Below are 23,277 nucleotides of genomic sequence, written 5' to 3'. Positions count from 1 at the left end.
CTTCAGCGCTCGTGGCTGGTTTCTGAGGTCTGCTGCGCCAGCCGCAAGTGTGGGTCCTGGGCACCGTTCCCTGGCTCCGGGGCCGCTCGGTCACCGGTCTGCGCGGCCGCCGGCGTCGGGTTCATCCCGGCACGCATCGCATCCGCCAGCTCAGCCTGCTCGTGGCCGTACTTCGCCATGTCGTCGACGTTCTGCCGCTCAGCCACCAGGCCGTCCCGCACCGTCCCCAGACCTTGCTCGGTCTTGGACACGTCCCCCTTCAGCGATTCGCCGGTTTCCCTGATCGCGGTGGAGAGCCGATACCTGTCGACGTCGGCCTGCACGCGCCCGAGCTGCTGCGCGGCGCCCTTCGCGTCCTCGAGATGGTTGCTCGCCGTCCGCAGTCCCGTGTCCGCGTTCGCGGTGAGGGTCCGGAGGTGGTGCAGCCTCGGGCGCAGCCCCTCCGCCGTGGCGCGGGACTCGGGGAAGGTCCCGAGCCTGCCGACGTCGCCGAGGGCATCGTCGAGCGCGCTCCCGCTCAGCTCGAGATCGTGGCGGAACTCGGCGAGCTGCTCCTGAGCGGCGTCGATCCGCCGCACGACGTCCTGCCCTTCCTCCTGCGCGTGCCCGAACGGACGCAGTACGTCGTCGCGCGCCTCGCGGGCGCTCTCGGCGTCGCGCGGGTCCTGGGTACGGTCCGCCATCCGGCGCTGCACCTCAGCCTCGAACTCGGCCTCCTGGACCCGCTCGGCCGCGCCCGACAGCGACCGGACGTCCTCCATCCTTGCCTGCAGCAGCCGGCCGAAGTTCTCATTGCTGAGCGCGTCGGCCGAGCTCTCGAGCACGATCCTGGCCCGGCGCATCGCCTGCGCGATCCGGTCGGTCAGGATCGCGATGTCGTTCTCGTTCGCCATCAGTGCTCGTCCCTCGTCGGGTGCTGCGTCGGGTGCTGTGCCTCGTGCTGGGTCGGGTGCTGTGCCTCGTGCTGGGTCGCCTGGCGCGCCTCGGCCAGCCGGCGGTCGTCCTCGGCCAGACCGGCGCGCAACTGCTCGGCCACCCTCCGGACCTGCTCCTGCGCGGCCCGTAGCTCCCGCTCGACGATCTGCTGCGGGGTCTCGTCCGTCGGCTGGTCCTGCACGCTGCATCACCCGTTCATGTCGTTGACACTTGCAACGAGCCTAGACGCTAGTGAGGCGAATCCAGTTCCCCCGTCGTGACCTCGTTCGGCACCGCACCGCCGTACCGCCGGTCCCGCCGCGCGTAGATCTCGATCGCCCGCCACAGGTCGCGGCGGTCGAAGTCCGGCCAGAGTGTGTCCAGGAACACCATCTCGGCGTACGCCAGCTGCCAGACCAGGAAGTTGCTCGTCCGCTGCTCCCCGGACGACCGCACGAACAGGTCCACCTCGGGAATGTCGGGCGCGTACAGGTGCCGGGCGATCGTCTGCTCGGAGATCCGGTCCGGCTTCACCTTGCCCTCGGCAACCTCCCGCGCGATCGACCGCATCGCGTCGGCGATCTCCGCCCGGCCGCCGTAGTTCACGCAGAACTGCAGCGTGATCGTGTCGTTGTGCTTCGTCCGCTCCTGCGCGTCCTCCAGCTCGTCGATCACGCTCTTCCACAACCGCGGCCGCCGCCCCGACCACACGACCCGGACCCCCATCGCGTCCAGCTCGTCACGCCGCCGGTGGATCACCTCCCGGTTGAACCCCATCAGGAACCGCACCTCTTCGGGCGACCGCGCCCAGTTCTCGGTCGAGAACGCGTACGCCGAGATGTACTTCACCCCGATCTCGATCCCGCCCTTGATCACATCCAGCAGGCTCGCCTCACCCGCCTTGTGCCCCTCGGTCCGCGCCAGCCCCCGCTGCTTGGCCCACCGCCCGTTCCCGTCCATCACGATCGCCACATGCCGCGGCACCAACTCCTTCGGCACCCCCGGCGGCCGAGCCCCCGAAGGATGCGGCTCCGGCGCCACCACCACCTTCTCCCCCCGCACCCCCACCAACCCACGACCTCGACGACGACCAATAGGCGACATACCCCGAAGTCTCCCACCCACCCCACACCCACCAACCAGGCACCGGCCCAGCCCGTACGGCGTGAGGACGGACGGCGTAAGCACGTGACGACGTAAGCACGTGACGACGTGAGCCCGCGGCGACGTGAGCCCGCGGCGACGTGACGACGCACAGGCAAGGACGTACGGGGTGAGCACGCACGGGTGAGTGCGTACGGGTTGATCCGGCAGACGGGCGGTCAGCCCAACGCGGTGCTACGGGCGGCTCCTCCGTCGCCGTTCTACGCGCCGCTCCCACCCACCCCGCGCTTAGCGCACGAGTGCGCGCTACCGCGCGGCGACCGCCCACTCCACGCACCCATCGCCCTGGCGAAACAGCTCCCGGATCCCGCTCTGGCACACGCCGACGCGACACCCCACCTGACCACGACGTCCCCGTCACCTGGTCCAGCTTGTGCACCGCATCCGTACCACCCGACCGCCGGCATCCGAACTGGCTGCACAAAGTGACCGCCCAACCAGAGGACGCTGCCGCCAGTCACCAACTGTCACTGCAGGAACCTGCAACCTGTGGATAACCCAACCCGGTGAACACCCTCCGTATGCCACCCTTACACCAACAGCATCCAAGAACGGAGCCCCACCACATGCCCCGCCGACCGGCCCTCACCACCGCCGCAGCAGCCCTCTGCGCCCTCACCGCGCTAACAGCCTGCCAAGGCTCGCCCGAGGCCGGCCAACCCAACCCAACCGCCACCACCACGACCTCCCCCGCCCCTACGCCGACCGCTCCCTCGACGCCAACCTGGACCACGGAGGAACAAGCGGCGATCACAGCCGCCAAATCGCGCTATCTCTCGGCACGAACTGCTATTGACACAGCGCTCAACAATCCGCCGGCGGCGACGAGAGAAAAGCTGCTAGAGGCCGGTACCGGAGGCAAATGGCTGGTCCAGGTCCTGACCGACGTGCAATTCAACCTCGATCGCGGCTGGTACTCCGACGGAAAAGTCAGCCTGGAGGGAGTCTCTGTCGCATCGGTCAAGCTCAAGGCCGAGCAGCCGGAGGTGCGTCTGAATGCTTGCCTGGACACCTCGAAGATTTCTCTGCGCTACAAGGCAACCCGCAAGCCGGTGCCCGGCATCCCCGCAAACGGAAATCGCCACAAGGTCCAGGCTCAGATCGTGTACGCGCCACTCGTCGGCCAGACCGCCAAGAAATGGTTCCTGATCGATGAGAAGGACCTCGGGTCATGCTGAGGCGTCTCGTCCTTCTCACGGTGACGACCCTCGCGCTGATCTCGACGCAACATGTGGCACCCACTTGGGCGGCGATGACGCGTCAGCCCAAACCCGAAGGTGAATACATCCTGGTCTGCAACAGCTACCATCTCTGCGTCTGGAGGCTGCGCTCCGTCGTTCAGGACCAACGGCCGACGACGAAGCCGGGAAAGAAGCCCGCGAGATCGGTCACGAGGACGCCCGAACGAGTCTGCATGGACGGCGGCGCCGCACGGTCATGTACCTCGAACCTCGGCAACTGGTCGAACAGCCAGCAGTGCTACCTGGGGAGAGCCGAGCCGCAGCCGCCGAAGAGCGAACCTGTGTGGCAAGGCCACACAGATGGCGCTATCTGGAACTGTGTTCGCGAGCAGGGCACACGTTTCGTGACGCGGTGGATCTGGTTGCCTGGTCGGCCTGACACGGTTGTGGTTGACCCGCTGACGTTGGTCTACGAGGCAATTGGGGAGATGCGCCTCGGTGCGCCGCTCATCAAGACGGCGCCGGCTGCCGATCAGATCGGGCTGGTGAATATGCCGGTTTGGTTGTGGGTTACGAAGACGGAGAACACCTGGGGACCGATCGTTCGGAGTTCAACCGTGCCTGGGTTGGGTGTGACCGTGACGGCCCAGGTGAAAGCCATCAACTGGTCGATGGGAGACGGGAAGACGGTTCGGTGTGAAGGGCCAGGGACGCCGTATGACAAGGCGATGGGTGTCAAGGCGTCGCCTACTTGTGGACATAGGTACGTGAAGACATCGCGGAAGTTGACGAACTGCAAGTATCCGGTGATCGCCACTGCCCAGTGGGACATCGCCTGGCAGAGCACCTTGGGTGACAGCGGGCAGATCTCCATGACTCAGCAAGCCACGACGCAGTTGCGCATCGGAGAAGCAGTCCCGGTGCTCGTCGACCCGAACGGCGGCGACACCGCACAGGTCAACCCGGAATGTTGACAGAGGCGATCAGTCGCGCACGGAGGTGACAACTGACGCCCTCCGCCTCAGAGATTTCGGGCCGCGCCCATAACGGCCGGTTCCAGTGCGTCCCGACCAGCTCAACACCCCGGAGAGACGGACACCATCGCATGCCCTGCCGACTACTGCTCGTCGCCGTTGCCACGCTCAGCGCGCATGCGCTGCTGACGGCCTGCCACAGTTCGCCCGAGGCCGGCCAGCCACATGCAACCGCCATCTCACCTTCCGCAACCCACAGCCCGACTCCGACGCCGGCGAGGCACTCGACTCCCAGTTGGACACCGGCTGAGCAGCCTGCCATCGGGGCGGCCAAGGCGCGCTATACGTCAGCTCTGGTCGCCATCGACGCCGCACTGAACAATCCTATGAGGGCATCGGACGAGAAACTGCTGCAAGCCGGCACCGGCGGCGCTTGGCTCATCCGCGTCGTGACCGATGTGCAGTTCTTCCTGGAACGTGGCTGGTACCAGAGGGGCAAGACGAGTGTCGTCAGCCTGTCCGTTGCATCGGTCAATCTCAAGACCGAGCAACCCGAGGTGCGACTGAATGTGTGCCTGGACACCTCGAAAATCGGCTTGTATTACCAAAAGACCCATAAGCCTGTTCCGGCCATCCCCGCAAATGGAAATCGCCACAGGATCCAGGCGCGGGTTGTGTACGCGCCACCGGTCGGCGAGTCCATAAAGAGGTGGTTCCTGATTGACCAGAAAACCCTGGGTTCCTGCTGAGCCCATGCGGACAACTCGCCCTGGCGAACGCGCCCCATCTGCGCACCCCTTGAATCAGCGGAACCGAAGAACGGAGTCCCCACCCATGCCCCGCCGTTTGGCGCTCGGCCGCCCGTTCACAGCTCTTTGCGTCCTGGCCGCGCTCTCAGCCTGTAATGCATCCCCAGAGTCGGGCCGACCGAACACGGTTCCCACGTCTACGCAGACCTCATCGACCCTGACGCCATCGGCTGCGCCCTCGGGACCTCAGTGGACACCGGCGGAGCAGACGGCGATCGCAGCAGCGAAGAGGCAGTACGCGTTGGCCCGGACCGCGATCGATACCGCGCTGGCGGCGCCGGCCAAGGCCGACAAGGCCAAACTGGAGAGCGCCGGCAACGGAGGCGCGTGGATGACGACGGTCCTTGAGGACCTCACAACTTTTCAGGAGTACGGCTGGTACGAATCCGGCCGTACGACGGTCACGAATCTCCAGGTATCGTCCGTCAACCTCAAGTTGGAGCAGCCCGAGGTCCGTCTCATCAACTGCATCGACGTCTCCGGGATCGTCATCCGTTCGCAGTCGAACAACAAGCCGGTAACCGCCGGCGCCGGAACCAAAGAGCCCAAGAAAGTCTTGTCCCGCGTCGTGTACGCGCCATCGGCGACAGGCGGCGGGAAACGCTGGTGGTTGATCGCCGAGCAAGAGCTGGGCGCATGTTGAAGTCCTCACCCGCACTGCGAACGTGCGTTCTCCCCGGGGCGGGCCCGGAGTTCGTCCACAAGGCGCCGCCGATCGCAGTGTGCGACGCAGCGGGCGACTGACGTCTCGTCATGCTCAAGCCGACGATGTACTCACGGCCCGGCCTGGCATGACGGAGGCTCCTTCGACAGCTCCCGAGGCGCGGAAGGCAGGCAGCGTACACGGCGTGGAGAAGGCCGAGAGCAACGAGCGGGATCAGTAGCCGCCGCTCAGGCCTCTCGTCCTCAGGCTCCGCCGGGGGTTAGGTCGAGGTGGGGTAGGGAGCGGAGTTGGTTTTCTTGGTGGTAGGTGAAGAAGGCGGCTATCAGGCCGGTGGATTCTCGGCGGGTTCTGGGGTCGGCTTGGAGGGCGGTGGGCCAGTCGCCGGTGAGGAGGGCGGCCAGGTGGGTGACGGTGGCGGGGGACGGCATGGCTGAGGCGGGTGGGCGGCAGGAGGTGCAGACCATGCCGCCGGCGGCGGGGTTGAAGGCTCGGTGGGGGCCTGGTTCGCCGCAGCGGGCGCAGTCGTCGAAGGACGGGGCGTAGCCGGAGATCGCCAAGGACCTCAGCAAGAAGGAATCCAGGACCAGCGCGGGCTCGCGTTCGCCGGTGGACAGGACGCGGAGCGCGCCGGCCAGGAGCAGGTGGTGCTGGATCGCCGGTTCCTTCTCCTCGACGACGAGCCGGTCGGCGGTCTCGAGCAGGACGGTGCCGGTGGTGTACCGCGCGTAGTCGCCCACGATGCCCTCGCCGTACGCCGCGATCGACTCGGCCTGGGTGACGACGTCGAGGGTGCGCCCGGTGGCGAGTTGCAGGTCGACGTGGCTGAACGGCTCCAGCCGGGCGCCGAACCGCGACGACGTCCGCCGGACCCCTTTGGCGACCGCGCGGACCTTGCCGTTGGCCCGGGTCAGCAGCGTGGCGATCCGGTCCGCCTCACCCAGTTTCTGGGTGCGCAGCACGATCGCCTGATCCCGGTAGAGCGGCACGTCAGTAGTGTCTCACTGAGCGCGGACATACTCCTCGAGGCCGGTCGGTTCGACTCCGGTGATGTCACGCACCGAGGTCGTCACGCCCGACAGCTCCCCGCTGGCGATGGCGGCGTACGACGTGACCCAGCCGGCCACCTCCCACGCCGGAGCGCCGTACGACTCGCGTGACCGGTACGCCTCGTCCAGCGTCTCCGGCTCGTACCGCACCTTCCGCCCCAACGCATCGGTCAGCACCGCCGCCGCCTCGGCCAGCGTGAACGCGCGCGGCCCGGTCAGGTCATAGGTAGCGCCGGAATGCCCGTCCGACGTCAGAACCGCGGCCGCGACGGCCGCCACGTCGTCTCGAGTGACCGCGGCGACCCGCCCGTCCCCCGCCGGACCCCGGATCACGCCGTCCGAACCCACGAACCCGGGCACGAAGTCGAGGTACATGTTGTCCCGCAGAAACGTGAAGTCGACCCCAACAGACCGGATGTGCTGCTCGGTGTGCCAGTGGTCCCGCGCGAACGTGAACGTCGCGCCGGGCGCCGCGCCGACGAACGAGGTGTACACGATCCGCTGCACACCCGCCGCCACCGCCGCGTCGACCGTGGCCTTGTGCAACGCCACCCGGTCCGCCGACTCGCTCGCGCTGACGAGCAGCAGTATGTCGACACCCTCAAAAGCAGCCAACAGAGCGGCATGCTCGCCGTACGCCGCCTGCGCCACCGTGGCGCCCGGCACCGACGGAGCCCGCGCCGGGTCCCGCACGATCAACCGCAGCGGTACGCCGGTCAGCCGCGCGACGATCCGGGACCCGAGCTGTCCGGTCGACCCGGTGACGCCGATCACTTGCCCACCAGGTCCATCCCGCCCTGCTGGTACCGCTGGCCGGCCACCGCGTCCGGCGGGAACGCCGCGTCCAGGTCGGCCAGCTCGGAAGCGGTCAGCGTGACGTCCACGGCGCCCAGGTTCTCGGCCAGGTACTTGCGCCGCTTCGTCCCCGGGATCGGCGCCACGTCATTGCCCTGGGCAAGCAGCCAGGCGAGCGCCAGCTGGCCGGGGGTGACGCCCTTCGCGGCGGCCAGCGTCTTGACCTGCTCGACGAGGTCCAGGTTGCGCTGGAAGTTCTCGCCCTGGAACCGCGGCAGCCCGCGCCGCATGTCGTCCTCGGGGAAGTCGGCCTCGGACTTGATCTGCCCGGTGAGGAACCCGCGCCCGAGCGGGCTGAACGGGACGAACCCGATGCCGAGCTCGCGCAGCGTCGGCAGAACGACGGTCTCCGGGTCCCGCGTCCACAGCGACCACTCGCTCTGGACGGCGGTGATCGGGTGGACGGCGTGGGCCGCGCGCACCGTGTCGCCGTTCACCTCGGACAGCCCGAGGTACCGCACCTTGCCCGCCTCGACCGCGGCGGCCATCGCTCCGACGGTCTCCTCGATCGGGACCTGCGGGTCGCGCCGGTGCAGGTACCACAGGTCGATGTGGTCGACACCGAGCCGGCGCAGCGAGGCGTCCAGGGCTTCCGCGGCGTACGCCGGTGAGCCGTCCACGACGGTCGGCACCGCCGACGCCGACGACGGGCGCTTGAAGCCGAACTTGGTCGCGAGCACCACCTGGTCGCGGCGGCCGGCCAGTGCGCGGCCGACGAGTTCCTCGTTCTCGCCGTCGCCGTACACGTCGGCGGTGTCGATGAAGGTGCAGCCCGCGTCGATGGCCGCGTGCAGCGTCGCGACGGACTCGGAGTCGTCGGCGCGGACGCCGTACGACTGCGACATGCCCATGCAGCCGAGGCCGAGGCAGGAAACGGTCAAGTCACCGAGCTGGGATTCACGCATGCCCCGAACCTACCCCTGCGGCTCTCAGCTTGCTACGACGCCTCCGACCGGTACGGCGACCAGCGCCGGGTCCAGCTGGATCCGCGTGATGCCGAGCGGCGCGAGCAGATCGTTGAGAGCGAGGTTCGCACAGGCCTCTCACAGGCCGAGCTGGGTGGGTGTACTGGGTGGGCCGTTCGCCAGCAGGCGGCGAACCAGCTCCGGGAGGTCGCGTGGGGCGAAGCGGCCCTTGTGAGCTAGCAGTTCGTCGAGGGTCCACCAGCGCAGCTCGTGGACGTTCTCGGCGGCGAGCTCGGCGGCAGTCATGGAGCCGGCAGGGGTGAAGTGGTCCGCGCGGATCAGGAAGTAGTCGTTGAGGACGCCGTCGTAGCCCGTGGCGTGGCCGTCGGCAACTACTTCCTGGTGCCAAAGGTGGACAGGGTCGGCGAAGCCCGTCAGGCCGACCTCCTCGACGAGCTCGCGCCGCAGGCCCTCGACTACGGTCTCACCGGCTTCCAGGCCGCCGCCCGGTGTCGCCCACAGCGGCCCGTCCGCGAACTCGAACCGGACCAGCAGGACGCGCTCGTTCTCGTCCACGATCAACCCCCGAGCCGCCGGGCGGAGCCGCGGCAGGCGGAGCTCGAGTTCGCGGTGCTCCTCGACGGCACGGAAGCCGAAGCGCGCATTGACCTTGCGCATCGGGGCGTTCGTCAACGCCGTCCAGGTGTGCAGGAAGCGTTGCGTCGTCCGATGCTTGGCCAGCTGTTCCAGGTTCGCGAGCTTCAGGAACGTGCCGAGGTTGTGGTCGCGGTGTTCCCGCAGGACCAGCGTGTCGTCCTGCTGGGCGTTCACGGCATCGGCCCGCGGTAGGTAGATCAGCGTGTAACCGGCCGGCTCACCGGCGAGGGTGTGCGCCATCGTCACCAGCGCGAGGTAGCTCCGGTCGATCCGGGCCTCGCTCGCCTCCAGCTTCTCGACCGTCCACGGCACGACCTCACGCGTCATGCCGCCGGTCGGTACGTCGAGATCCATCGCGGTGTGCAGGTCGGCGTACGCCTGCTGGTGCTCCGGCGGGCACAGCCCCGCCAACGACGTCAGCCGGTACCCGTCGAGCCGCCCGGCATCGGAGCGCAGCTCCTCCAGGCGCAGATCGTCGTACGGCAGCGGTACGACGAGATGCTCCTCGACGTGCTCGACCTGGAATCCGAGCCGCGCAGCGAACGCCGCCCCGGGCGACCCAGCGGCCGGTACGGCGACCTCGGCCTGCACGATCGTCCGCCCGAGCTGCGCGGCACGGGTCGCGGCCCACTGCCACAGCGCCGTGCCGATCCCCCGCCGCCGGTGCGCGGGTGGAACGTCGATCTCGACCTCGACCGTGTCGAGGTTGTCGTTCAGCCGGTACTCGAACAGCATCGTGCCGAGCACCCGGTCGTCCTCGAACGCGCCGACCACGATCCGCTGTTTCAACGGGCTCGGGTTGCGCAGCGAGTACCCGAGCGCCTCAGGTCCGGTCACCAGCGCGGCCTCCCGGCCGGCGACCGCGCCGGCCCGGAAGGCGTCGTACCACTCGTCGAACAAGGCCAGGTCGGCCGGGTCGATCTCGCGCATGCTGATCACCCGGCCGACCCAACCAAACAATCGGGTCAGAACGCCAGTGCTTTAGACCGGCCCGACCTTGCCCGAGTACATGCCCATGATCACGAAGTTGTCCGCGTACGGCGCGTTCTTCAGGATCGAGTCGTCGTCGGCCGGGAACTTCGCCACCCGGGTGCCCTCGAGCGCGGGGTTGTTACCGTAGCGCTCCCAGAGCGGGATGATCGGCAGCAGTTCGTTGAACGCCATCGCCGCGGCGGTGATGTTCTTCTTCTGCTCGTCGAGGTTCAGGCCCTGGGCGGACTTGTCCACGACGGCCTTGAGGTCGATCGGACCGGCCGAGGTGGTCTGGTTGAGCGGGAAGTTCATGCCCTTGCCGCCCGAGTTCGCCGCGATCACGTAGTTGAACGTGTACAGGTCCTGGACGAACGCGAAGTACGGGTGCGGATGGCTCGAAGCGCCCCAGGTCTGGATGGCGATGTCGAACTTGCCGGCCAGTACGTCCGGGTTCAGCTGGGTGAAGGTGATACCCCGCTTGGTGATGTTGAACCCGAACTTGTTCAGCTGGTCGGCCGCGTTGGTGGCGGCCGGGTTCCAGTCGGCGAACTCGGTCGGGAACTTGATGTCGTAGGCGGCCGGCTTGCCGTTCGGCAGCATCCACTTGCCGCCGGTCTTCTTCCACCCGGCGGCCTGCAGCAGCGAGGTGGCCTTGGCCTCGTCCTTCTCGTACGCCTGCAGCTTCTTCTGGTCGGCGTCCGAGATCCAGTCCGGGACCAGGATGTCGGAGAAGCCGGCCATGAACTTGCAGGGCTTGCCGGAGTCGCCGAGCGCGACGGTGCCGTTCTCGCTGCGGTCCAGGACGTAGGCGATCGCCTGCCGGACGCGGGCGTCGGAGAGCTCCGGGTGGGTGGTGTAGTTGAACACCAGCGACGGGCCCGAGTACACCGGCGGCCGGAGGATCCGGAAACCGGAACCCAGCATGGTCTTCTCGCTGGCCACCGCGAAACCGTGGGTGGCGTAGTCGACGTCCTTGTTCATCACGACCGGCGTGATGTCCGAGGTCTCACCGTTGTACAGCACGACCTTGGTGAAGCCGATCTTGTCGGCGAACAGGCCCTTGTCGTTCTTGACCAGCGACATCTGCGCGTTGGTCATGCTCTTCACGTCGAAGTTGAACGGGCCCGAGACCGGCGGGTTCTCCGGACGGAACTTCTGGAAGTCGCCGTTCAGTTGCTTGCCCTCGGCGCTGTCCAGGCTGGTCTTGGCCTTGCGCAGCGCCTCGGCCTTGGTCGCCCACTCGCCGTACACCGAGTCCGGCAGGATCCCGGCCCGGAGGATGTAGCGCTCGAGCACGGTGGACGGCGTACCGATGGTGAAGACCACCGTGGTGTCGTCCTTGGCGCTGATGTCGGTCAGGAACGTCCACTCCTGCTGGCGCAGCAGCCAACGCAGGCTGAACGTCGACACGACGTCCTTCGCCGTCACCGGCTTGTCGTCGCTCCACTTCAGGCCGGAGCGCAGCTTCAGGGTGTAGGTCTTGTTCGCCTCGTCCAGGGTCCCGGACTCGGCCATCATCCATTCCCACTTCTTGTCGGCCCAGTAGTACATGCCGGCGCTGGGGTAGACGAGGTCGAAGTACGGGCTGTTGCTGGCCTGAATGCCGTCGGTGACACCGGCGATCAGGTTGAAGTGACCCTTCGGCGGGAGCTGGTACGGGTACGCCCCGTGGAACTCCTTGGTGCCGGACTTTCCGCCGCCCTCGCTGTTGCTGTTCGGCGAGCTCGGCGAGCACGCCGTCAGCGAGCCGATGCCGGCGGCGCCGACACCGGCGATGCCGAACAGCTGGAGCACGTGCCGGCGGGAGACCGCATTGGTCAGGGCACTCGCGCCCGTTCCGTTGGTGCCGGGATCGTTGGTGTCGGTGGGACTCATCCTTCGTCCTTTCTGGACTGACCGCACGCCCATGTGGGTCAGGTACTACTGGTGGGATTGACTACCGCCCTCGCGTTTTTCCCGCCGCCGGATCACGAAGATCCCGGCGCCGACCACCAGGCCCAGTAGCAGGCCCAAACACAAGGTGAACAGGGTGACGACGAACTCCGGGGTGCCCGGCGACAGCGTGAGCAGCAGTACTCCGCTGGCCAGCACCAGGAACGTCGCCCAGCCGAGGGCCATCCGGCCGAGCTGAGGTGACATCAGGCCCCCAGGTCATCCGGCCCGGCCTCTGGTACGCCGTCGCGCGCGACCACGTGGCACGCGGCGGACTGGCCGGATCGGATCGTGGTGAGGGCGGGGACCGTCGCGTCGCACAGCCCGTCCTCGAACAGCGGGCAGCGCGGGTGGAACGAGCATCCGGACGGCAGGTTCGCCAGGCTCGGGATCTCCAGGCTGCGCAGGGACTCACGGCCCTTGGTCTTGGTCAGGTCCGGGTCCGGCTCGGGGATCGCGTCGATCAGCGCCCTGGTGTACGGATGCGTCGGCGCGTTGATGATCTTCGGCGTCGGCCCGAACTCGACGATCCGGCCCAGGTACATCACCGCGGTCTTGCCGTTCCAGCCGAAGTACTTCGCGATCGCCAGGTCGTGGGTGATGAACAAGAACCCCAACCCGGAGTCGTCGCGGAGCCGGCCGAGCATCGCCAGCACGCTGATCCGGATCGACACGTCCAGCATCGAGGTGGACTCGTCGGCGATGATCAGCTTCGGGTCCAGCGTCAGCGCCCGGGCGACCGCGACCCGCTGGCGCTGGCCGCCGGACAGCTGGTGCGGGAACTTCGGCAGGTAGTTCTCGGGCGGGGTCAGGTCGACCTTGGTGAGCAGCTCGGCCGCGCGCTCGGCGGCGGCCTTCTTGGTCTTCACCACGCCGTGCTTGAGCAGCGGGGCGACGATCGTCTGCTGGATCGTCCGCGTCGGGTTGAGCGAGGCGTACGGGTCCTGGTGGACGTACTGCACACTGCGGCGGAAGGCGCCGAAGTCCTGCCGGTTCATCGACCAGATGTCCTGGCCGTCGTAGGCCACCTCGCCGCTGGTCGGCCGGGCCAGGCCGGCCGCCATCCGGGCCGCCGTGGTCTTCCCGGAGCCGCTCTCGCCGACCAGGCAGAGCACCTCGCCGGGGTTGACCGACAGGTCGACGTCGTCGACCGCACGAATCGGGCCGGCCTTGGTGCTGAACACCTGGCTGACCCCGCCGAGCGTCATCAGCGGCGTCCGGGCGGTGGACTCGGTGGACTCCGGGGTCTCGGGGGACTTCTCCAGCGCGCTCATGATGCGTTCCCCAAGTCGCTCGGCACCTCACGCTCGAGGTGCACTTGTTTCCAGTGGATGCAGGCCGCCTCGTGCGCGTCGCCCGGCTCGTCGGTGATCGGGATCAGGGCCGGGTCCTGTTCCTTGCACTCCTCGGTGGCGAACTTGCACCGCGGGCTGAACGTGCAGCCCTTCGGGAGCGCGGCGAGGCTCGGCGGGCCGCCCGGGATCGACTCCATGTCCGGCAGGTCGCCGACGATCGGCGGCACGGCCTTGATCAGCCCGAGCGTGTACGGGTGCCGCGGCCGGTAGAACATGTCCCGGACGCCGCCGGTCTCGATGATGCGCCCGGCGTACATGGTCGCGACCCGGTCCGCGAGCTCGGCGGCCAGCGACAGGTCGTGGGAGATGAAGATCATCGAGAACCCGAGACGTTCGCGCACCTCGTGCAGGACGTCGACGACCGAGCGCTGGGTGAGGATGTCGAGCGCGGTGGTCGGCTCGTCGAGGATCAGCACCTCGGGTTCGAGCAGCAGGCTCATCGCGATCAGCACCCGCTGCCGCATACCGCCGGACAGCTCGTGCGGGTAGCAGTCGAGGACCCGGGACGGCTCCAGCCGGACCAGCCGGAGCAGTTCGGACGCCCGGTCCTCGATCTCCTGCTTACTAGCCTTGGTGTGCGCACGCATCGTGTCGTGCATGTGCGCGCGGATCTTCAGGACCGGGTTGAACGCGTTCATCGCGCCCTGGAAGACCATCGCCGCGTCTCGCCAGCGGAACTGCCGCAGGTCCTTGCCGTCCAGGCCGAGGACGTCGATCTCGGTGCCGTCGCTGCGGTTGAAGGTGACCTTGCCGCTGGCGTGCCCGAGGCGCGGCAGCAACCGCAGCAGCCCGAGGCCGAACGTCGTCTTGCCGCAGCCGCTCTCCCCGACCAGCGCGAGGCTCTCGCCGGGGAACAGGTCGAGGTCGACACCGCGGACCGCCTGCACCGTCGCCCCGGCCCCGGTCCGGTACTCGACCTTGAAGTCGCGGATCGACAGCAGTGGCTTGCCCTGGCCGCCGCGCGTGGCGCGAGGGCTCGAAGAAGTGGTCGTCACCGTGCTCACCGGTCCCGGAGCCGCGGGTTGAGGATCTCTTCGAGGGATCTCGTCATCATCACCAGTCCGAGCAGCAGCAGGATGATCGCGACCACCGGGCTGAGGATCCAGGCCAGGCTCGCGTCGTTGAAGATGGCGCCGGCGATCCAGGCGCGGTTGAGCATGATGCCCCAGTTCGAGCCCGTCAGCGGGGCCAGGCCGAGCAGGTAGAGGCCGACCAGCTGGTAGATCGCGTTCGTCACGCCGATCATGAAGTTCATCAGGATGAAGCTGGCCATGTTCGGCAGGATCTCGACGAACACCACCCGGATCGTGCCGAGGTCGAGCAGCCGCGCGGCCTCGACGAACTCGCGTTCCTTCAGCGAGAACACCTGCGCGCGGACCGCCCGGGTGAGCACCGGCCAGGACAGGCCGCCGACCAGCAGCGCCAGCAGGATCGGCGAGTCGAGCCGGAAGAAGGCGCCGAGGACGGCGAGCAGGACGATCTGCGGGACCGTCAGGAAGACGTCCGACAGCGTGACCACGACCGAGTCGACCCAGCCGCCGAGGTACGCCGCCAGCGAGCCGAGGACGATCGCCAGCGCGGTCGAGATCGCCGCGGCGACGAAGCCGACGAAGATCACCGTCCGGCCGCCGCCGATCATCTGGATCAGGACGTCCTTGCCCTCGTTGTCGGTGCCGAGCAGGTGCCCGGGCGAACCGGCCGGGAGCAGGATCTCCTTGACGTTCGGGGCGACCTCGGGGAGGAAGAACGGCACGATCGCGGTGATCAGCACCATCAGGCCGACGATCACGAACCCGATGAAACCGGCCGGACTGCGGCGCAGCGAGCGCATGATGCCGGCGAACCGGGAGACGCCGGTCGTCCCGATGGACGTGACAGGAATGGTGGCTTCGGTCATGTCGTCACTTCTCCCCTTCGCCGCCGACGCGGATCCGCGGATCCAGCTGGCTGTAGAGGAGGTCCGCGGCCAGGTTGGCCACCACCACCGAGATCGTCACGACCAGGAAGATGCCCTGCAGCACCGGGTAGTCGCGGCCGTTGACCGCGTTGAACAGGCTGAACCCGATGCCCTGGTAGCCGAAGATCCGCTCGACGAAGATCGAGCCGCCGACCACGAAGCCGAGCGAGACGGCGAGCTGGCTGAACAGCGGCAGCACGGCGTTGCGCCCGACGTACCCGGACCGGATCCGCGAGTCGGACAGGCCGCGGGCGCGGGCGACCGTCACGTAGTCCTCGCCGAGGGTCTCGACCGTCGACGACTTCATCACCAGCGCCCAGGAGCCGACCGTGGTCAGCGCGTAGGCCAGGATCGGCAGCGTCGCATGGTAGAAGATGTCGTTCAGGAAGCTCAGGCTGAACGACGGCTCGACGCCGGGTGTGTAGGAGCCGCGGGCCTCGGTGAGGTTGAACAGCTGCAGCTTCACGCCGAGGAACACCACGATCAGGATCGCGAGGATGTAGTTCGGGATCGCGTGCAGCAGCGAGCCGATCGACGTCAGCAGGTGGTCGACCCAGCTCTCCCGGCGGTAGGCCATGATCATGCCGGCCACGATGCCGATGACGAAGCTGAACACGGTGGCGACGCCGACCGAGAACAGCGTCCACGGCAGGTAGGTCTTGATCACCTCCGCGACCGTCGTCCCCGGCGACAGCACCGAGTTGCCGAAGTCGCCGTGCAGCAAGTTCAGCATGTAGGTGCCGTACTGCGACAGCAGCGGCGCGTCCGGATCCAGCGAGAACAGGTTCTGCGCCTGTGCGGCGGCGGCCTCGTACGAGATGCCGGTCTGCGCGATCTGCGTCTGGATGTACGTCTCGACCGGGTTACCCGGCAGCAGCCGGACCAGGAAGAACGTACCGGTGGTGACGATGAAGATCGTCAGGACCGCCTTGAAGAGTCTTCGGACGAGCCAGGCGTTCAGAAAACGCTTAGCAGCCGAGGGTCTCGGTTCGACGGCAGGTCCTTCGATCAGCTTCGCCGCGGACGTGTCGACCGCACCGCTCACTGCTCACCTCCACGCGACTACCAGGGAAAGTCGGTGGCGCAGACCCTTGAAAAGCTCGACTTAGGAACACTGTCTTGCAAGGATCTGCGCATTGAGCAGACAGTCTGCGCATAGCTGGTCAGCGAGTCAACGACTTGAGGCAACGTTGAGACAACGTTGCGGTCTGTGACCTAACGGTACCGGGGCGTACAGCAACTGCCCGCCTCCGACACGGAGGCGGGCAGTTCGCGTGCTGTTACCGGCCGGTCAGCGCGTGGCGCGGTTGACAGCCGACACCACTGCCTTCAACGATGCGGTGAGGATGTTGGCGTCCCGGCCGACACCCCAGAACACGTCGTCGCCCACCTCGCATTCGACGTACGCCGCGGCGAGCGCGTCGCCGCCCGCGGAGAGCGCGTGCTCGTGATAGTCGAGCACGCGGACGTCGTACTTCAGCGGCTTGATCGCGTCCACGAACGCCGACACCGGACCGTTGCCTTCACCAACCAGTTCGTGCGGTACGCCGTTGGCATAGACCTGAACCCGGAGCTGGTCGCCCTGCCCCTCACCGGACGTCGAGTTGACGCTCAGCAGCGACAGCGCACCGGGCGCCAGGTACTCGGCCGCGAAGATGTCCCACATCTGCTGCGGGCCGACCTCGCCGCCCTCGTTGTCGGTGTGCTGCTGGATCACCCGGCTGAACTCGATCTGCAGCCGGCGCGGCAGGTCGAGGCGGTGCTCCGACTTCATGATGTACGCGACGCCGCCCTTGCCGGACTGCGAGTTCACCCGGATCACGGCCTCGTAGCTGCGGCCGACGTCCTTCGGGTCGATCGGCAGGTACGGCGCCTCCCAGGCGATCTCGCCGACCGGCTTGCCCTCGGCCGCCGCCTGCTTGTCGAGCGCCTCCAGGCCCTTCTTGATCGCGTCCTGGTGCGAGCCGGAGAAGGCGGTGTAGACCAGGTCACCGGCGTACGGCTGGCGCTCCGGGACCCGCATCTGGGTGCAGTACTCGACCGTGCGGCGGATCTCGTCGATGTCGGAGAAGTCGATCTGCGGGTCGATGCCCTGGCTGAACAGGTTCATCCCCAGCGTCACCAGGTCGACGTTGCCGGTGCGCTCGCCGTGGCCGAACAGGCAGCCCTCGACGCGATCCGCGCCGGCCATCAGGGCCAGCTCGGTGGCGGCCACCGCCGTACCGCGGTCGTTGTGCGGGTGCAGGCTGATCGTGCTGTGCTCGCGCCGGGTCAGGTTGCGGCCGAACCACTCGATCTGGTCGGCGTACACGTTCGGGGTGCACATCTCGACGGTGGCCGGCAGGTTCAGGATGATCTCGCGGCCCGCGGCGGGCTGCCACACGTCGCTGACCGCCTCGCACACCTCGAGCGCGAACTCCAGCTCGGTGCCGGTGAAGATCTCCGGGCTGTACTGGTACCCGAACTCGCAGTCGCCGAGGATCTCGTCGGCGTACTTCATCACGGTCTCGGTGCCGCGGACCGCGATCGTGCGGCACTCGGCCTTGTCGACGTTGAACACCACCCGGCGGAACAGCGGCGCGGTCGCGTTGTAGAGGTGGATGGTGGCCTTCGGCGACCCCTGCAGCGACTGCACGGTGCGCTCGATCAGCTCCTCGCGCGCCTGGGTCAGCACCGAGATCGTCACGTCGTCGGGGATCACGTCGTCCTCGATCAGGCTGCGGACGAAGTCGAAGTCGTACTGGCTGGCGCTCGGGAAACCGACCTCGATCTCCTTGTAGCCCATGTTCACCAGCAGGTCGAACATCCGCCGCTTGCGGGCCGGGGACATCGGCTCGACCAGTGCCTGGTTGCCGTCGCGGAGGTCGGTGGACAGCCAGCGCGGCGTGCGGTCGACGGACTTGGCCGGCCAGGTGCGGTCCGGCAGGTCGATCGGCGGGAACGCGCGGTAGCGATGGGTCGGCATACCGGACGGCTGCTGGACAGGCTGGGGCTGGTTCTTCGGTGCCACGGGGTTCTCCTGGGAGGTACGGGTGTCGTGAGGGACGACCGGCGTACGTCAAGACTCCGCGGCGAGGGACCGGCCTTGTCAGGCCTCGCCGCGGCAGCGAAGGAGGAGAAGCTGGTGCCGCATGATGCCAGTGAGTGTATGCACAACTCCCCCGGCCCGTCGAACCGGGGTCATCCTGCGGACCGCGCGGGACGCCCGGGTAGACAGCGTCTACCGACATCCTGTAGACACTGTCTACGTGATCGCCCTCGCCCTGCTGACGGCCTCCGCCGGCTGTCACGCCGCATGGAACCTGCTGGTGAAACGCGGCGGCCTCGGCGGTCCCGGGTTCATCTGGCTGTGCGGACTGCTGACGCTGCCGGTGTCGCTCGTCCTGCTGCTTCGCGGATCGCCGGCCACGGCCTGGTGGGCGGGAGTCGTGAGCATGGCGTTGCACACGACGTACGCCGTCACGCTGCAGAAGGCGTACACCTTCGGGGACTTCTCGACGGTGTACGCCGTGAGTCGCGGCACCGCTCCGGCCCTGGTAGCAGTCGCGGGCGGATCCGGCCCGCGCGTGTTCGCGGGCGCCGCGCTCGTGCTGATCGGCGTACTGCTGATGGATCGCCCGCAATCGCGGACCCCAGCGCGAGCCGTGCTGCTCGGGCTGGGCGTCGCCACGTGCACGGCGGCGTACACGCTCTGGGACGCGTTCGCCGTCGGTTCGCTGCACGTCGACCTACTGACCTACCTCGCCGTGGCGAACGTGGCACAGGTCGTCGCGCTGTCGGCCGTCGTACGAGATCACCGCGGCGCGATGCGGGACTGGCGGCGGGCGGCGCCGGTCGCCGTACTCATGCCGGCGAGCTACGGACTCGTCCTGCTCGCGCTGTCGGTCGCCTCGGTCGCGACCGTGGCGATCGGCCGGTCGATGAATGTCGTCCTCGGCACGCTGCTCGGAGCGGTCGTCCTGCGTGAGCGGCCGCGCGTCACGGGACTGGTCGTGGTGGTGGCCGGCGTACTGCTGGTGAGTCTCTGAAATGTCCACGGCGCGGGAGTTCCTTGCCTTCAAGGGCGCTTGAATTCCTAGGCTTACGGTATGACGGAAACCCTCCTCGACCGGATCGGCACCCACGGGCTCGGCGTCCTGGTCACGCTCAAGCGCGACGGCCGGCCCCAGCTGTCCAACGTGACGTACGTGTTCGACGGATCCCGCGTGCGGGTCTCGCTCACCGACGGACGCGCCAAGACCAAGAACCTGCGGCGCGACCCGCGCGCCAGCGTGTACGTCGACGGCCCGCGCGGCCGCTCGTACGTCGTCCTCGAAGGCAAGGCGGAGCTCAGCCGGGTAGCAGCCGACCCCTACGACGACGTCGTGGAGGATCTCGTCGACTACTACCGGAGCGCGTCGGGCGAGCACCCGGACTGGGACGAGTACCGCGCCGCCATGGTCCGGGACAAGCGGCTGATGTTTTCGATGGCCGTCGACCACGCGTACGGAATGCCGGCCCCGGCCTGATCAGCGGAGGTCGAAGCGATCCAGTTCCATCACCTTCACCCACGCCGCGACGAAGTCCTCCACGAACTTCTCCTGGGCGTCCGCGCTCGCGTAGACCTCGGACAGGGACCGTAGCTGCGAGTTCGATCCGAAGATCAGGTCGGCCGCCGTCGCAGTCCACTTGAGCTCACCGCTCGCGACATCGCGGATCTCGAACAGGTTCTCGTCCGACTCCGAGGCCCGCCACTCCGCGCCCGGCGCGAGCAGGTTGACGAAGAAGTCGGTCGACAGCGTGTCCGTACGGTCGGTGAAGACACCGTGCCGCGCGCCGCCGCTGTTCGTCCCGAGGACCCGCAGGCCGCCCACCAGCACGGTCATCTCGGGAGCCGTCAGGGTCAGCATGTACGCACGATCCAGCAGCAACGTCTCGGCGGACAGCTTCTCGCCCGCTCGCAGGTAGTTCCGGAAGCCGTCTGCCCGCGGTTCGAGCAGGGCGAACGAGTCGACGTCGGTCTGCTCCTGCGAGGCATCGGTGCGGCCCGGATGGAACGGCACTGTGATGTCCTGGCCGGCGTTCCCTGCCGCCCGTTCGATCGCCGCGCCGCCACCGAGCACGATGAGGTCGGCGAGCGAGACCCGCTTCCCGCCCGACTGCGACGCGTTGAACTCCTGCTGGACCTGCTCCAAAACCCCCAGAACCTTGGCCAGCTCGGCCGGCTCGTTGACCTCCCAGCTGCGCTGCGGCTCGAGCCGGATCCGCGCACCGTTCGCACCGCCGCGCTTGTCCGTGCCGCGGAAGCCGGCCGCCGCGGCCCACGCGGTGGAGACGAGCTGCCGCACCGACAGCCCGGACCCGAGCAGCTTCTCCTTCAGGGCCGCGATGTCGGCGTCGTCGACCAGCTCGTGGTCGACGGCCGGCACCGGGTCCTGCCAGAGCTGCGGCTCCGGCACCCACGGCCCGAGGAACCGCGAGACCGGCCCCATGTCGCGGTGCAGCAGCTTGTACCAGGCCTTCGCGAACGCGAGCGCGAACTCGTCGGGGTTCTCGTAGAAGCGCCGCGAGATCGGGCCGTACACCGGGTCGAGGCGCAGGCTGAGGTCGGTGGTCAGCATCGTCGGCCGGTGCTTGCGGGACGGGTCGTGCGCGTCCGGCACCGACTCCTCCGCGTCCTTCGCGACCCACTGCTTGGCCCCGGCCGGGCTGTCGGTGAGCTCCCACTCGTGCCCGAACAGGTTCTCGAAGAAGCCGTTGCCCCACTGGGTCGGCGTGTTCGTCCAGGTCACCTCGAGACCGCTGGTGATCGCGTCGCCGGCCTTCCCGGTCCCGTACGTGCTCTTCCAGCCGAGCCCCTGCGCCTCGAGCGGCGCTGCCTCCGGCTCCGGGCCGACGCTCTCCGCGGGCCCGGCGCCGTGGGTCTTGCCGAAGGTGTGCCCGCCGGCGATCAGCGCGACGGTCTCCTCGTCGTTCATCGCCATCCGGCGGAACGTCTCGCGGATGTCGCGCGCCGCGGCCAGCGGGTCCGGGTTGCCGTTCGGGCCCTCCGGGTTCACATAGATCAGGCCCATCTGCACCGCACCGAGCGGACCGCCGAGCTGCCGGTCGCCGCTGTACCGCTCGTCACCGAGCCAGGTGTCCTCCGGACCCCAGTAGATCTCCTCCGGCTCCCAGACGTCCTCGCGGCCGAAACCGAAGCCGAACGTGCGGAACCCCATGTCCTCCAGCGCGACGTTGCCGGCCAGCACGAGCAGGTCCGCCCAGGAGATCTTCCGGCCGTACTTCTGCTTCACCGGCCAGAGCAGCCGGCGGGCCTTGTCCAGATTGGCGTTGTCCGGCCAGCTGTTCAGCGGCGCGAACCGCTGCGCACCGTCGCCCGCGCCGCCGCGGCCGTCCTCGATCCGGTACGTGCCGGCCGCATGCCAGCTCATCCGGATGAACAGCGGCCCGTAGTGACCGAAGTCGGCCGGCCACCAGTCCTGCGACGTCCGCATCACCTCGACGAGGTCCCGCTTGAGCTCGTCGACGTCCAGTTTCCCGAACTCCTCGGCGTAGTCGAAATCCTCCGCCATCGGGTTCGACTTGGCGGCATGCGGGTGCAGGATCGTCAGATCCAGCTGGTTCGGCCACCAGTCCCGGTTCGTCCTCGGCTGCTCGACCTGCGGCGTCGGCGAGTCGATCGCCGGGTTCTCGCTCTCGCTCCCGTGGTGGGTTACTCCGGATGTGTCGGACATGGTCGAACCTTCCGGTTGCTGATCTCAGAGCGTCACGTTCGCGAGTCTTCTCCGCAGTCTGGAATCAGTCAAGAGTGCTTCTCGGCGTGAGACGGGGAGCTTGGTGGCATCGAATAAAGCAGTCGCGGTAACCGGCGTACTCGGTGGACCCTGTGGGCGTGGAGATCACCGAACTGTCACCCGACGACGAGGCCGGGTGCATCGACGCAGTAACCGTCCAGAGCGCAGCCTTCGCACAGGACTGCCCGGAGCTGGTGCGCCCGACGTTGCGTGGGTTCGCGAACCTGCTGCGGTACGGCTGGGACCTGGAACCGCAGCGGGGGTTCCTGGCACGCAACGCCGACGGTAGGGCGGTCGCCGTGGCCACGGTCTCGCTGCCGACGTACGACAACACCAACCAGGTGTGGTTCGAGCTCACCGTCCATCCCGACCATCGCGACGGCGCGGTCGAGGCGGAGCTGATCGAGTACGTCGAGCAGCTCGCCCGCGACGAAGGCCGCACGATGATGGGCTTCGGCGGGTTCGACCTGCCGGACGCGATCGCGCTGGCGCACAAGCACGGGTACGAGCAGAAGGCGGTCGAGGTCAACCGCCGGCAGGACCTGGCCGGGCTCGACTGGTCGATCGTCCGGTCGCTGTACGACGAGGCGGTCGCGGCGTCGACGGCGTACGAGCTGGTCACGCTCACCGGCGCCCTGCCCGAGGACATGCTCGACGGGATGATCGCGGTGACCGCGTCCATCAACGACGCGCCGAAGGACGACCTGGACATCGAGGACGACGTCTACAGCCCCGAGCGGCTGCGTGCGTACGAAGAGGCGCAGGCGAAGAGCGACCACACCCTCTACCGCGTCATCGCCCGGGAGAAGGCCACCGGCGAGCTCGCCGGTCACACGGTGATCGCGGTCGAGCGCGAGCGCCCGCACATCGGCGAGCAGCACGACACCGCGGTCGCGCGCGAGCACCGGGGCCACCGTCTCGGCGCCCTGGTCAAGACCGCGATGCTGCTGAAACTCCGCGACGCCGAGCCGGCGCTCACCCAGGTCGACACCTGGAACGCCGAGTCCAACAACCACATGATCGGCATCAACGAGCAGCTCAACTACACGATCGTCGCGCGCTTCCTGGCCTACCAGAAGAGCCTCTGAAAACAGACCGGGGGGCGCCGCTTCGAG

General features: G+C 68.1%; 22 protein-coding genes. 7 read left to right on the top strand and 15 right to left on the bottom strand.

From position 1 onward, the window contains the following. Positions 1-2: 2 nt before the first annotated feature. From AB0I12_RS21245 to AB0I12_RS21235, 3 genes are read right to left on the bottom strand one after another with little or no spacing between them, the layout of a single operon-like run. The gene (locus AB0I12_RS21245) at positions 3-893 is read right to left on the bottom strand and encodes a hypothetical protein (RefSeq protein ID WP_359932254.1); all 891 of its coding nucleotides are present in this window, start codon (positions 891-893) and stop codon (positions 3-5) included. Beyond that, positions 893-1,117, bottom strand: coding sequence for a hypothetical protein (locus AB0I12_RS21240; RefSeq protein ID WP_359932251.1), 225 nt, complete (start codon positions 1,115-1,117; stop codon positions 893-895). The genes AB0I12_RS21245 and AB0I12_RS21240 overlap by 1 nt, the downstream gene beginning before the upstream one ends. Positions 1,118-1,164: 47 nt before the next feature. Beyond that, entirely contained in the window at positions 1,165-2,019 is an 855-nt protein-coding gene (locus AB0I12_RS21235; RefSeq protein WP_359932248.1) for an isoprenyl transferase, read from the bottom strand. Between the two features lie 626 nt (positions 2,020-2,645). Here AB0I12_RS21235 and AB0I12_RS21230 point away from each other — a divergent pair. The 4 genes from AB0I12_RS21230 to AB0I12_RS21215 all read left to right on the top strand — a co-directional run bounded on the left by AB0I12_RS21230 (position 2,646) and on the right by AB0I12_RS21215 (position 5,686). Beyond that, positions 2,646-3,257 carry a hypothetical protein gene (locus AB0I12_RS21230; protein ID WP_359932245.1) on the top strand — a complete coding sequence of 204 codons (612 nt, stop codon included), beginning with the start codon at positions 2,646-2,648 and terminating at the stop codon, positions 3,255-3,257. Beyond that, positions 3,251-4,234, top strand: a complete 984-nt coding sequence (locus AB0I12_RS21225; RefSeq protein WP_359932242.1) for a hypothetical protein — start codon at positions 3,251-3,253, stop codon at positions 4,232-4,234. The genes AB0I12_RS21230 and AB0I12_RS21225 overlap by 7 nt, the downstream gene beginning before the upstream one ends. 131 nt (positions 4,235-4,365) lie before the next feature. Further along, positions 4,366-4,983, top strand: a complete 618-nt coding sequence (locus tag AB0I12_RS21220) for a hypothetical protein (RefSeq protein ID WP_359932240.1) — start codon at positions 4,366-4,368, stop codon at positions 4,981-4,983. Between the two features lie 301 nt (positions 4,984-5,284). Next, positions 5,285-5,686 carry a hypothetical protein gene (locus AB0I12_RS21215; RefSeq protein WP_359932237.1) on the top strand — a complete coding sequence of 134 codons (402 nt, stop codon included), beginning with the start codon at positions 5,285-5,287 and terminating at the stop codon, positions 5,684-5,686. A 263-nt stretch (positions 5,687-5,949) separates the two neighbouring features. On the opposite strand, the gene recO is transcribed toward AB0I12_RS21215, so the two are convergent. The 11 genes from recO to leuA form a co-directional block, all read right to left on the bottom strand. Continuing rightward, on the bottom strand, positions 5,950-6,693 hold the full coding sequence (gene recO, locus AB0I12_RS21210) for a DNA repair protein RecO (protein WP_359932235.1): 744 nt from the start codon (positions 6,691-6,693) through the stop codon (positions 5,950-5,952). A gap of 12 nt (positions 6,694-6,705) precedes the next feature. After that, entirely contained in the window at positions 6,706-7,527 is an 822-nt protein-coding gene (locus AB0I12_RS21205; protein ID WP_359932233.1) for an SDR family oxidoreductase, read from the bottom strand. After that, entirely contained in the window at positions 7,524-8,513 is a 990-nt protein-coding gene (locus AB0I12_RS21200; protein ID WP_359932231.1) for an aldo/keto reductase, read from the bottom strand. The genes AB0I12_RS21205 and AB0I12_RS21200 overlap by 4 nt, the downstream gene beginning before the upstream one ends. Positions 8,514-8,651: 138 nt before the next feature. Beyond that, positions 8,652-10,100 (bottom strand): GNAT family N-acetyltransferase, encoded by a 1,449-nt coding sequence (locus AB0I12_RS21195; RefSeq protein WP_359932229.1) that lies wholly within the window; start codon positions 10,098-10,100, stop codon positions 8,652-8,654. 51 nt (positions 10,101-10,151) lie between these two features. Beyond that, positions 10,152-12,017: an ABC transporter substrate-binding protein gene (locus AB0I12_RS21190; protein WP_359932227.1), complete on the bottom strand. Its 1,866-nt coding sequence runs from the start codon at positions 12,015-12,017 to the stop codon at positions 10,152-10,154. Between the two features lie 45 nt (positions 12,018-12,062). Beyond that, a complete protein-coding gene (locus AB0I12_RS21185) occupies positions 12,063-12,281 on the bottom strand; it encodes a hypothetical protein (protein ID WP_355688959.1) in 219 nt (72 codons plus the stop codon). Further along, positions 12,281-13,348: an ABC transporter ATP-binding protein gene (locus AB0I12_RS21180; RefSeq protein WP_359932225.1), complete on the bottom strand. Its 1,068-nt coding sequence runs from the start codon at positions 13,346-13,348 to the stop codon at positions 12,281-12,283. The genes AB0I12_RS21185 and AB0I12_RS21180 overlap by 1 nt, the downstream gene beginning before the upstream one ends. Further along, positions 13,345-14,424 carry an ABC transporter ATP-binding protein gene (locus tag AB0I12_RS21175; protein ID WP_359932223.1) on the bottom strand — a complete coding sequence of 360 codons (1,080 nt, stop codon included), beginning with the start codon at positions 14,422-14,424 and terminating at the stop codon, positions 13,345-13,347. Before AB0I12_RS21175 ends, AB0I12_RS21180 begins: the two co-directional genes overlap by 4 nt. A gap of 5 nt (positions 14,425-14,429) precedes the next feature. Continuing rightward, a complete protein-coding gene (locus tag AB0I12_RS21170) occupies positions 14,430-15,326 on the bottom strand; it encodes an ABC transporter permease (protein WP_359932221.1) in 897 nt (298 codons plus the stop codon). 4 nt (positions 15,327-15,330) lie between these two features. Beyond that, complete coding sequence (locus AB0I12_RS21165) at positions 15,331-16,431, bottom strand: ABC transporter permease (RefSeq protein WP_359932219.1); 1,101 nt, start codon at positions 16,429-16,431, stop codon at positions 15,331-15,333. A 246-nt stretch (positions 16,432-16,677) separates the two neighbouring features. Next, entirely contained in the window at positions 16,678-18,351 is a 1,674-nt protein-coding gene (gene leuA, locus AB0I12_RS21160) for a 2-isopropylmalate synthase (RefSeq protein WP_359933109.1), read from the bottom strand. 283 nt (positions 18,352-18,634) lie between these two features. Here leuA and AB0I12_RS21155 point away from each other — a divergent pair, with 283 nt between their 5' ends. Together AB0I12_RS21155 and AB0I12_RS21150 are read left to right on the top strand one after the other, a co-directional pair. Next, the gene (locus tag AB0I12_RS21155) at positions 18,635-19,414 is read left to right on the top strand and encodes a hypothetical protein (RefSeq protein WP_359932217.1); all 780 of its coding nucleotides are present in this window, start codon (positions 18,635-18,637) and stop codon (positions 19,412-19,414) included. Positions 19,415-19,474: 60 nt separating this feature from the next. After that, complete coding sequence (locus tag AB0I12_RS21150) at positions 19,475-19,894, top strand: PPOX class F420-dependent oxidoreductase (protein WP_359932215.1); 420 nt, start codon at positions 19,475-19,477, stop codon at positions 19,892-19,894. On the opposite strand, the gene katG is transcribed toward AB0I12_RS21150, so the two are convergent. Next, positions 19,895-22,102 carry a catalase/peroxidase HPI gene (katG, locus tag AB0I12_RS21145; RefSeq protein ID WP_359932213.1) on the bottom strand — a complete coding sequence of 736 codons (2,208 nt, stop codon included), beginning with the start codon at positions 22,100-22,102 and terminating at the stop codon, positions 19,895-19,897. Positions 22,103-22,260: 158 nt separating this feature from the next. Here katG and AB0I12_RS21140 point away from each other — a divergent pair, with 158 nt between their 5' ends. Next, positions 22,261-23,250 (top strand): GNAT family N-acetyltransferase, encoded by a 990-nt coding sequence (locus tag AB0I12_RS21140; RefSeq protein ID WP_359932210.1) that lies wholly within the window; start codon positions 22,261-22,263, stop codon positions 23,248-23,250. Positions 23,251-23,277: the final 27 nt, after the last annotated feature.

Origin of the sequence: Kribbella sp. NPDC050459, assembly GCF_040655315.1 — a bacterium.
In the GTDB taxonomy this organism is placed as follows: domain Bacteria; phylum Actinomycetota; class Actinomycetes; order Propionibacteriales; family Kribbellaceae; genus Kribbella.
Note: the sequence above shows the minus strand (reverse complement) of the source record. Positions and strands in the feature narration are given on the sequence as shown.

Coding starts and splice junctions, on each gene's coding strand:
- AB0I12_RS21230 (WP_359932245.1), top strand. CDS start 2,646: ATGCCCCGCCGACCGGCCCTCACCACCGCCGCAGCAGCCCTCTGCGCC.
- AB0I12_RS21150 (WP_359932215.1), top strand. CDS start 19,475: ATGACGGAAACCCTCCTCGACCGGATCGGCACCCACGGGCTCGGCGTC.
- katG (WP_359932213.1), bottom strand. CDS start 22,102: ATGTCCGACACATCCGGAGTAACCCACCACGGGAGCGAGAGCGAGAAC.
- AB0I12_RS21185 (WP_355688959.1), bottom strand. CDS start 12,281: ATGTCACCTCAGCTCGGCCGGATGGCCCTCGGCTGGGCGACGTTCCTG.
- AB0I12_RS21235 (WP_359932248.1), bottom strand. CDS start 2,019: ATGTCGCCTATTGGTCGTCGTCGAGGTCGTGGGTTGGTGGGGGTGCGG.
- AB0I12_RS21195 (WP_359932229.1), bottom strand. CDS start 10,100: ATGCGCGAGATCGACCCGGCCGACCTGGCCTTGTTCGACGAGTGGTAC.
- AB0I12_RS21220 (WP_359932240.1), top strand. CDS start 4,366: ATGCCCTGCCGACTACTGCTCGTCGCCGTTGCCACGCTCAGCGCGCAT.
- AB0I12_RS21180 (WP_359932225.1), bottom strand. CDS start 13,348: ATGAGCGCGCTGGAGAAGTCCCCCGAGACCCCGGAGTCCACCGAGTCC.
- AB0I12_RS21190 (WP_359932227.1), bottom strand. CDS start 12,017: ATGAGTCCCACCGACACCAACGATCCCGGCACCAACGGAACGGGCGCG.
- leuA (WP_359933109.1), bottom strand. CDS start 18,351: ATGCCGACCCATCGCTACCGCGCGTTCCCGCCGATCGACCTGCCGGAC.
- AB0I12_RS21225 (WP_359932242.1), top strand. CDS start 3,251: ATGCTGAGGCGTCTCGTCCTTCTCACGGTGACGACCCTCGCGCTGATC.
- AB0I12_RS21170 (WP_359932221.1), bottom strand. CDS start 15,326: ATGACCGAAGCCACCATTCCTGTCACGTCCATCGGGACGACCGGCGTC.
- AB0I12_RS21245 (WP_359932254.1), bottom strand. CDS start 893: ATGGCGAACGAGAACGACATCGCGATCCTGACCGACCGGATCGCGCAG.
- AB0I12_RS21200 (WP_359932231.1), bottom strand. CDS start 8,513: ATGCGTGAATCCCAGCTCGGTGACTTGACCGTTTCCTGCCTCGGCCTC.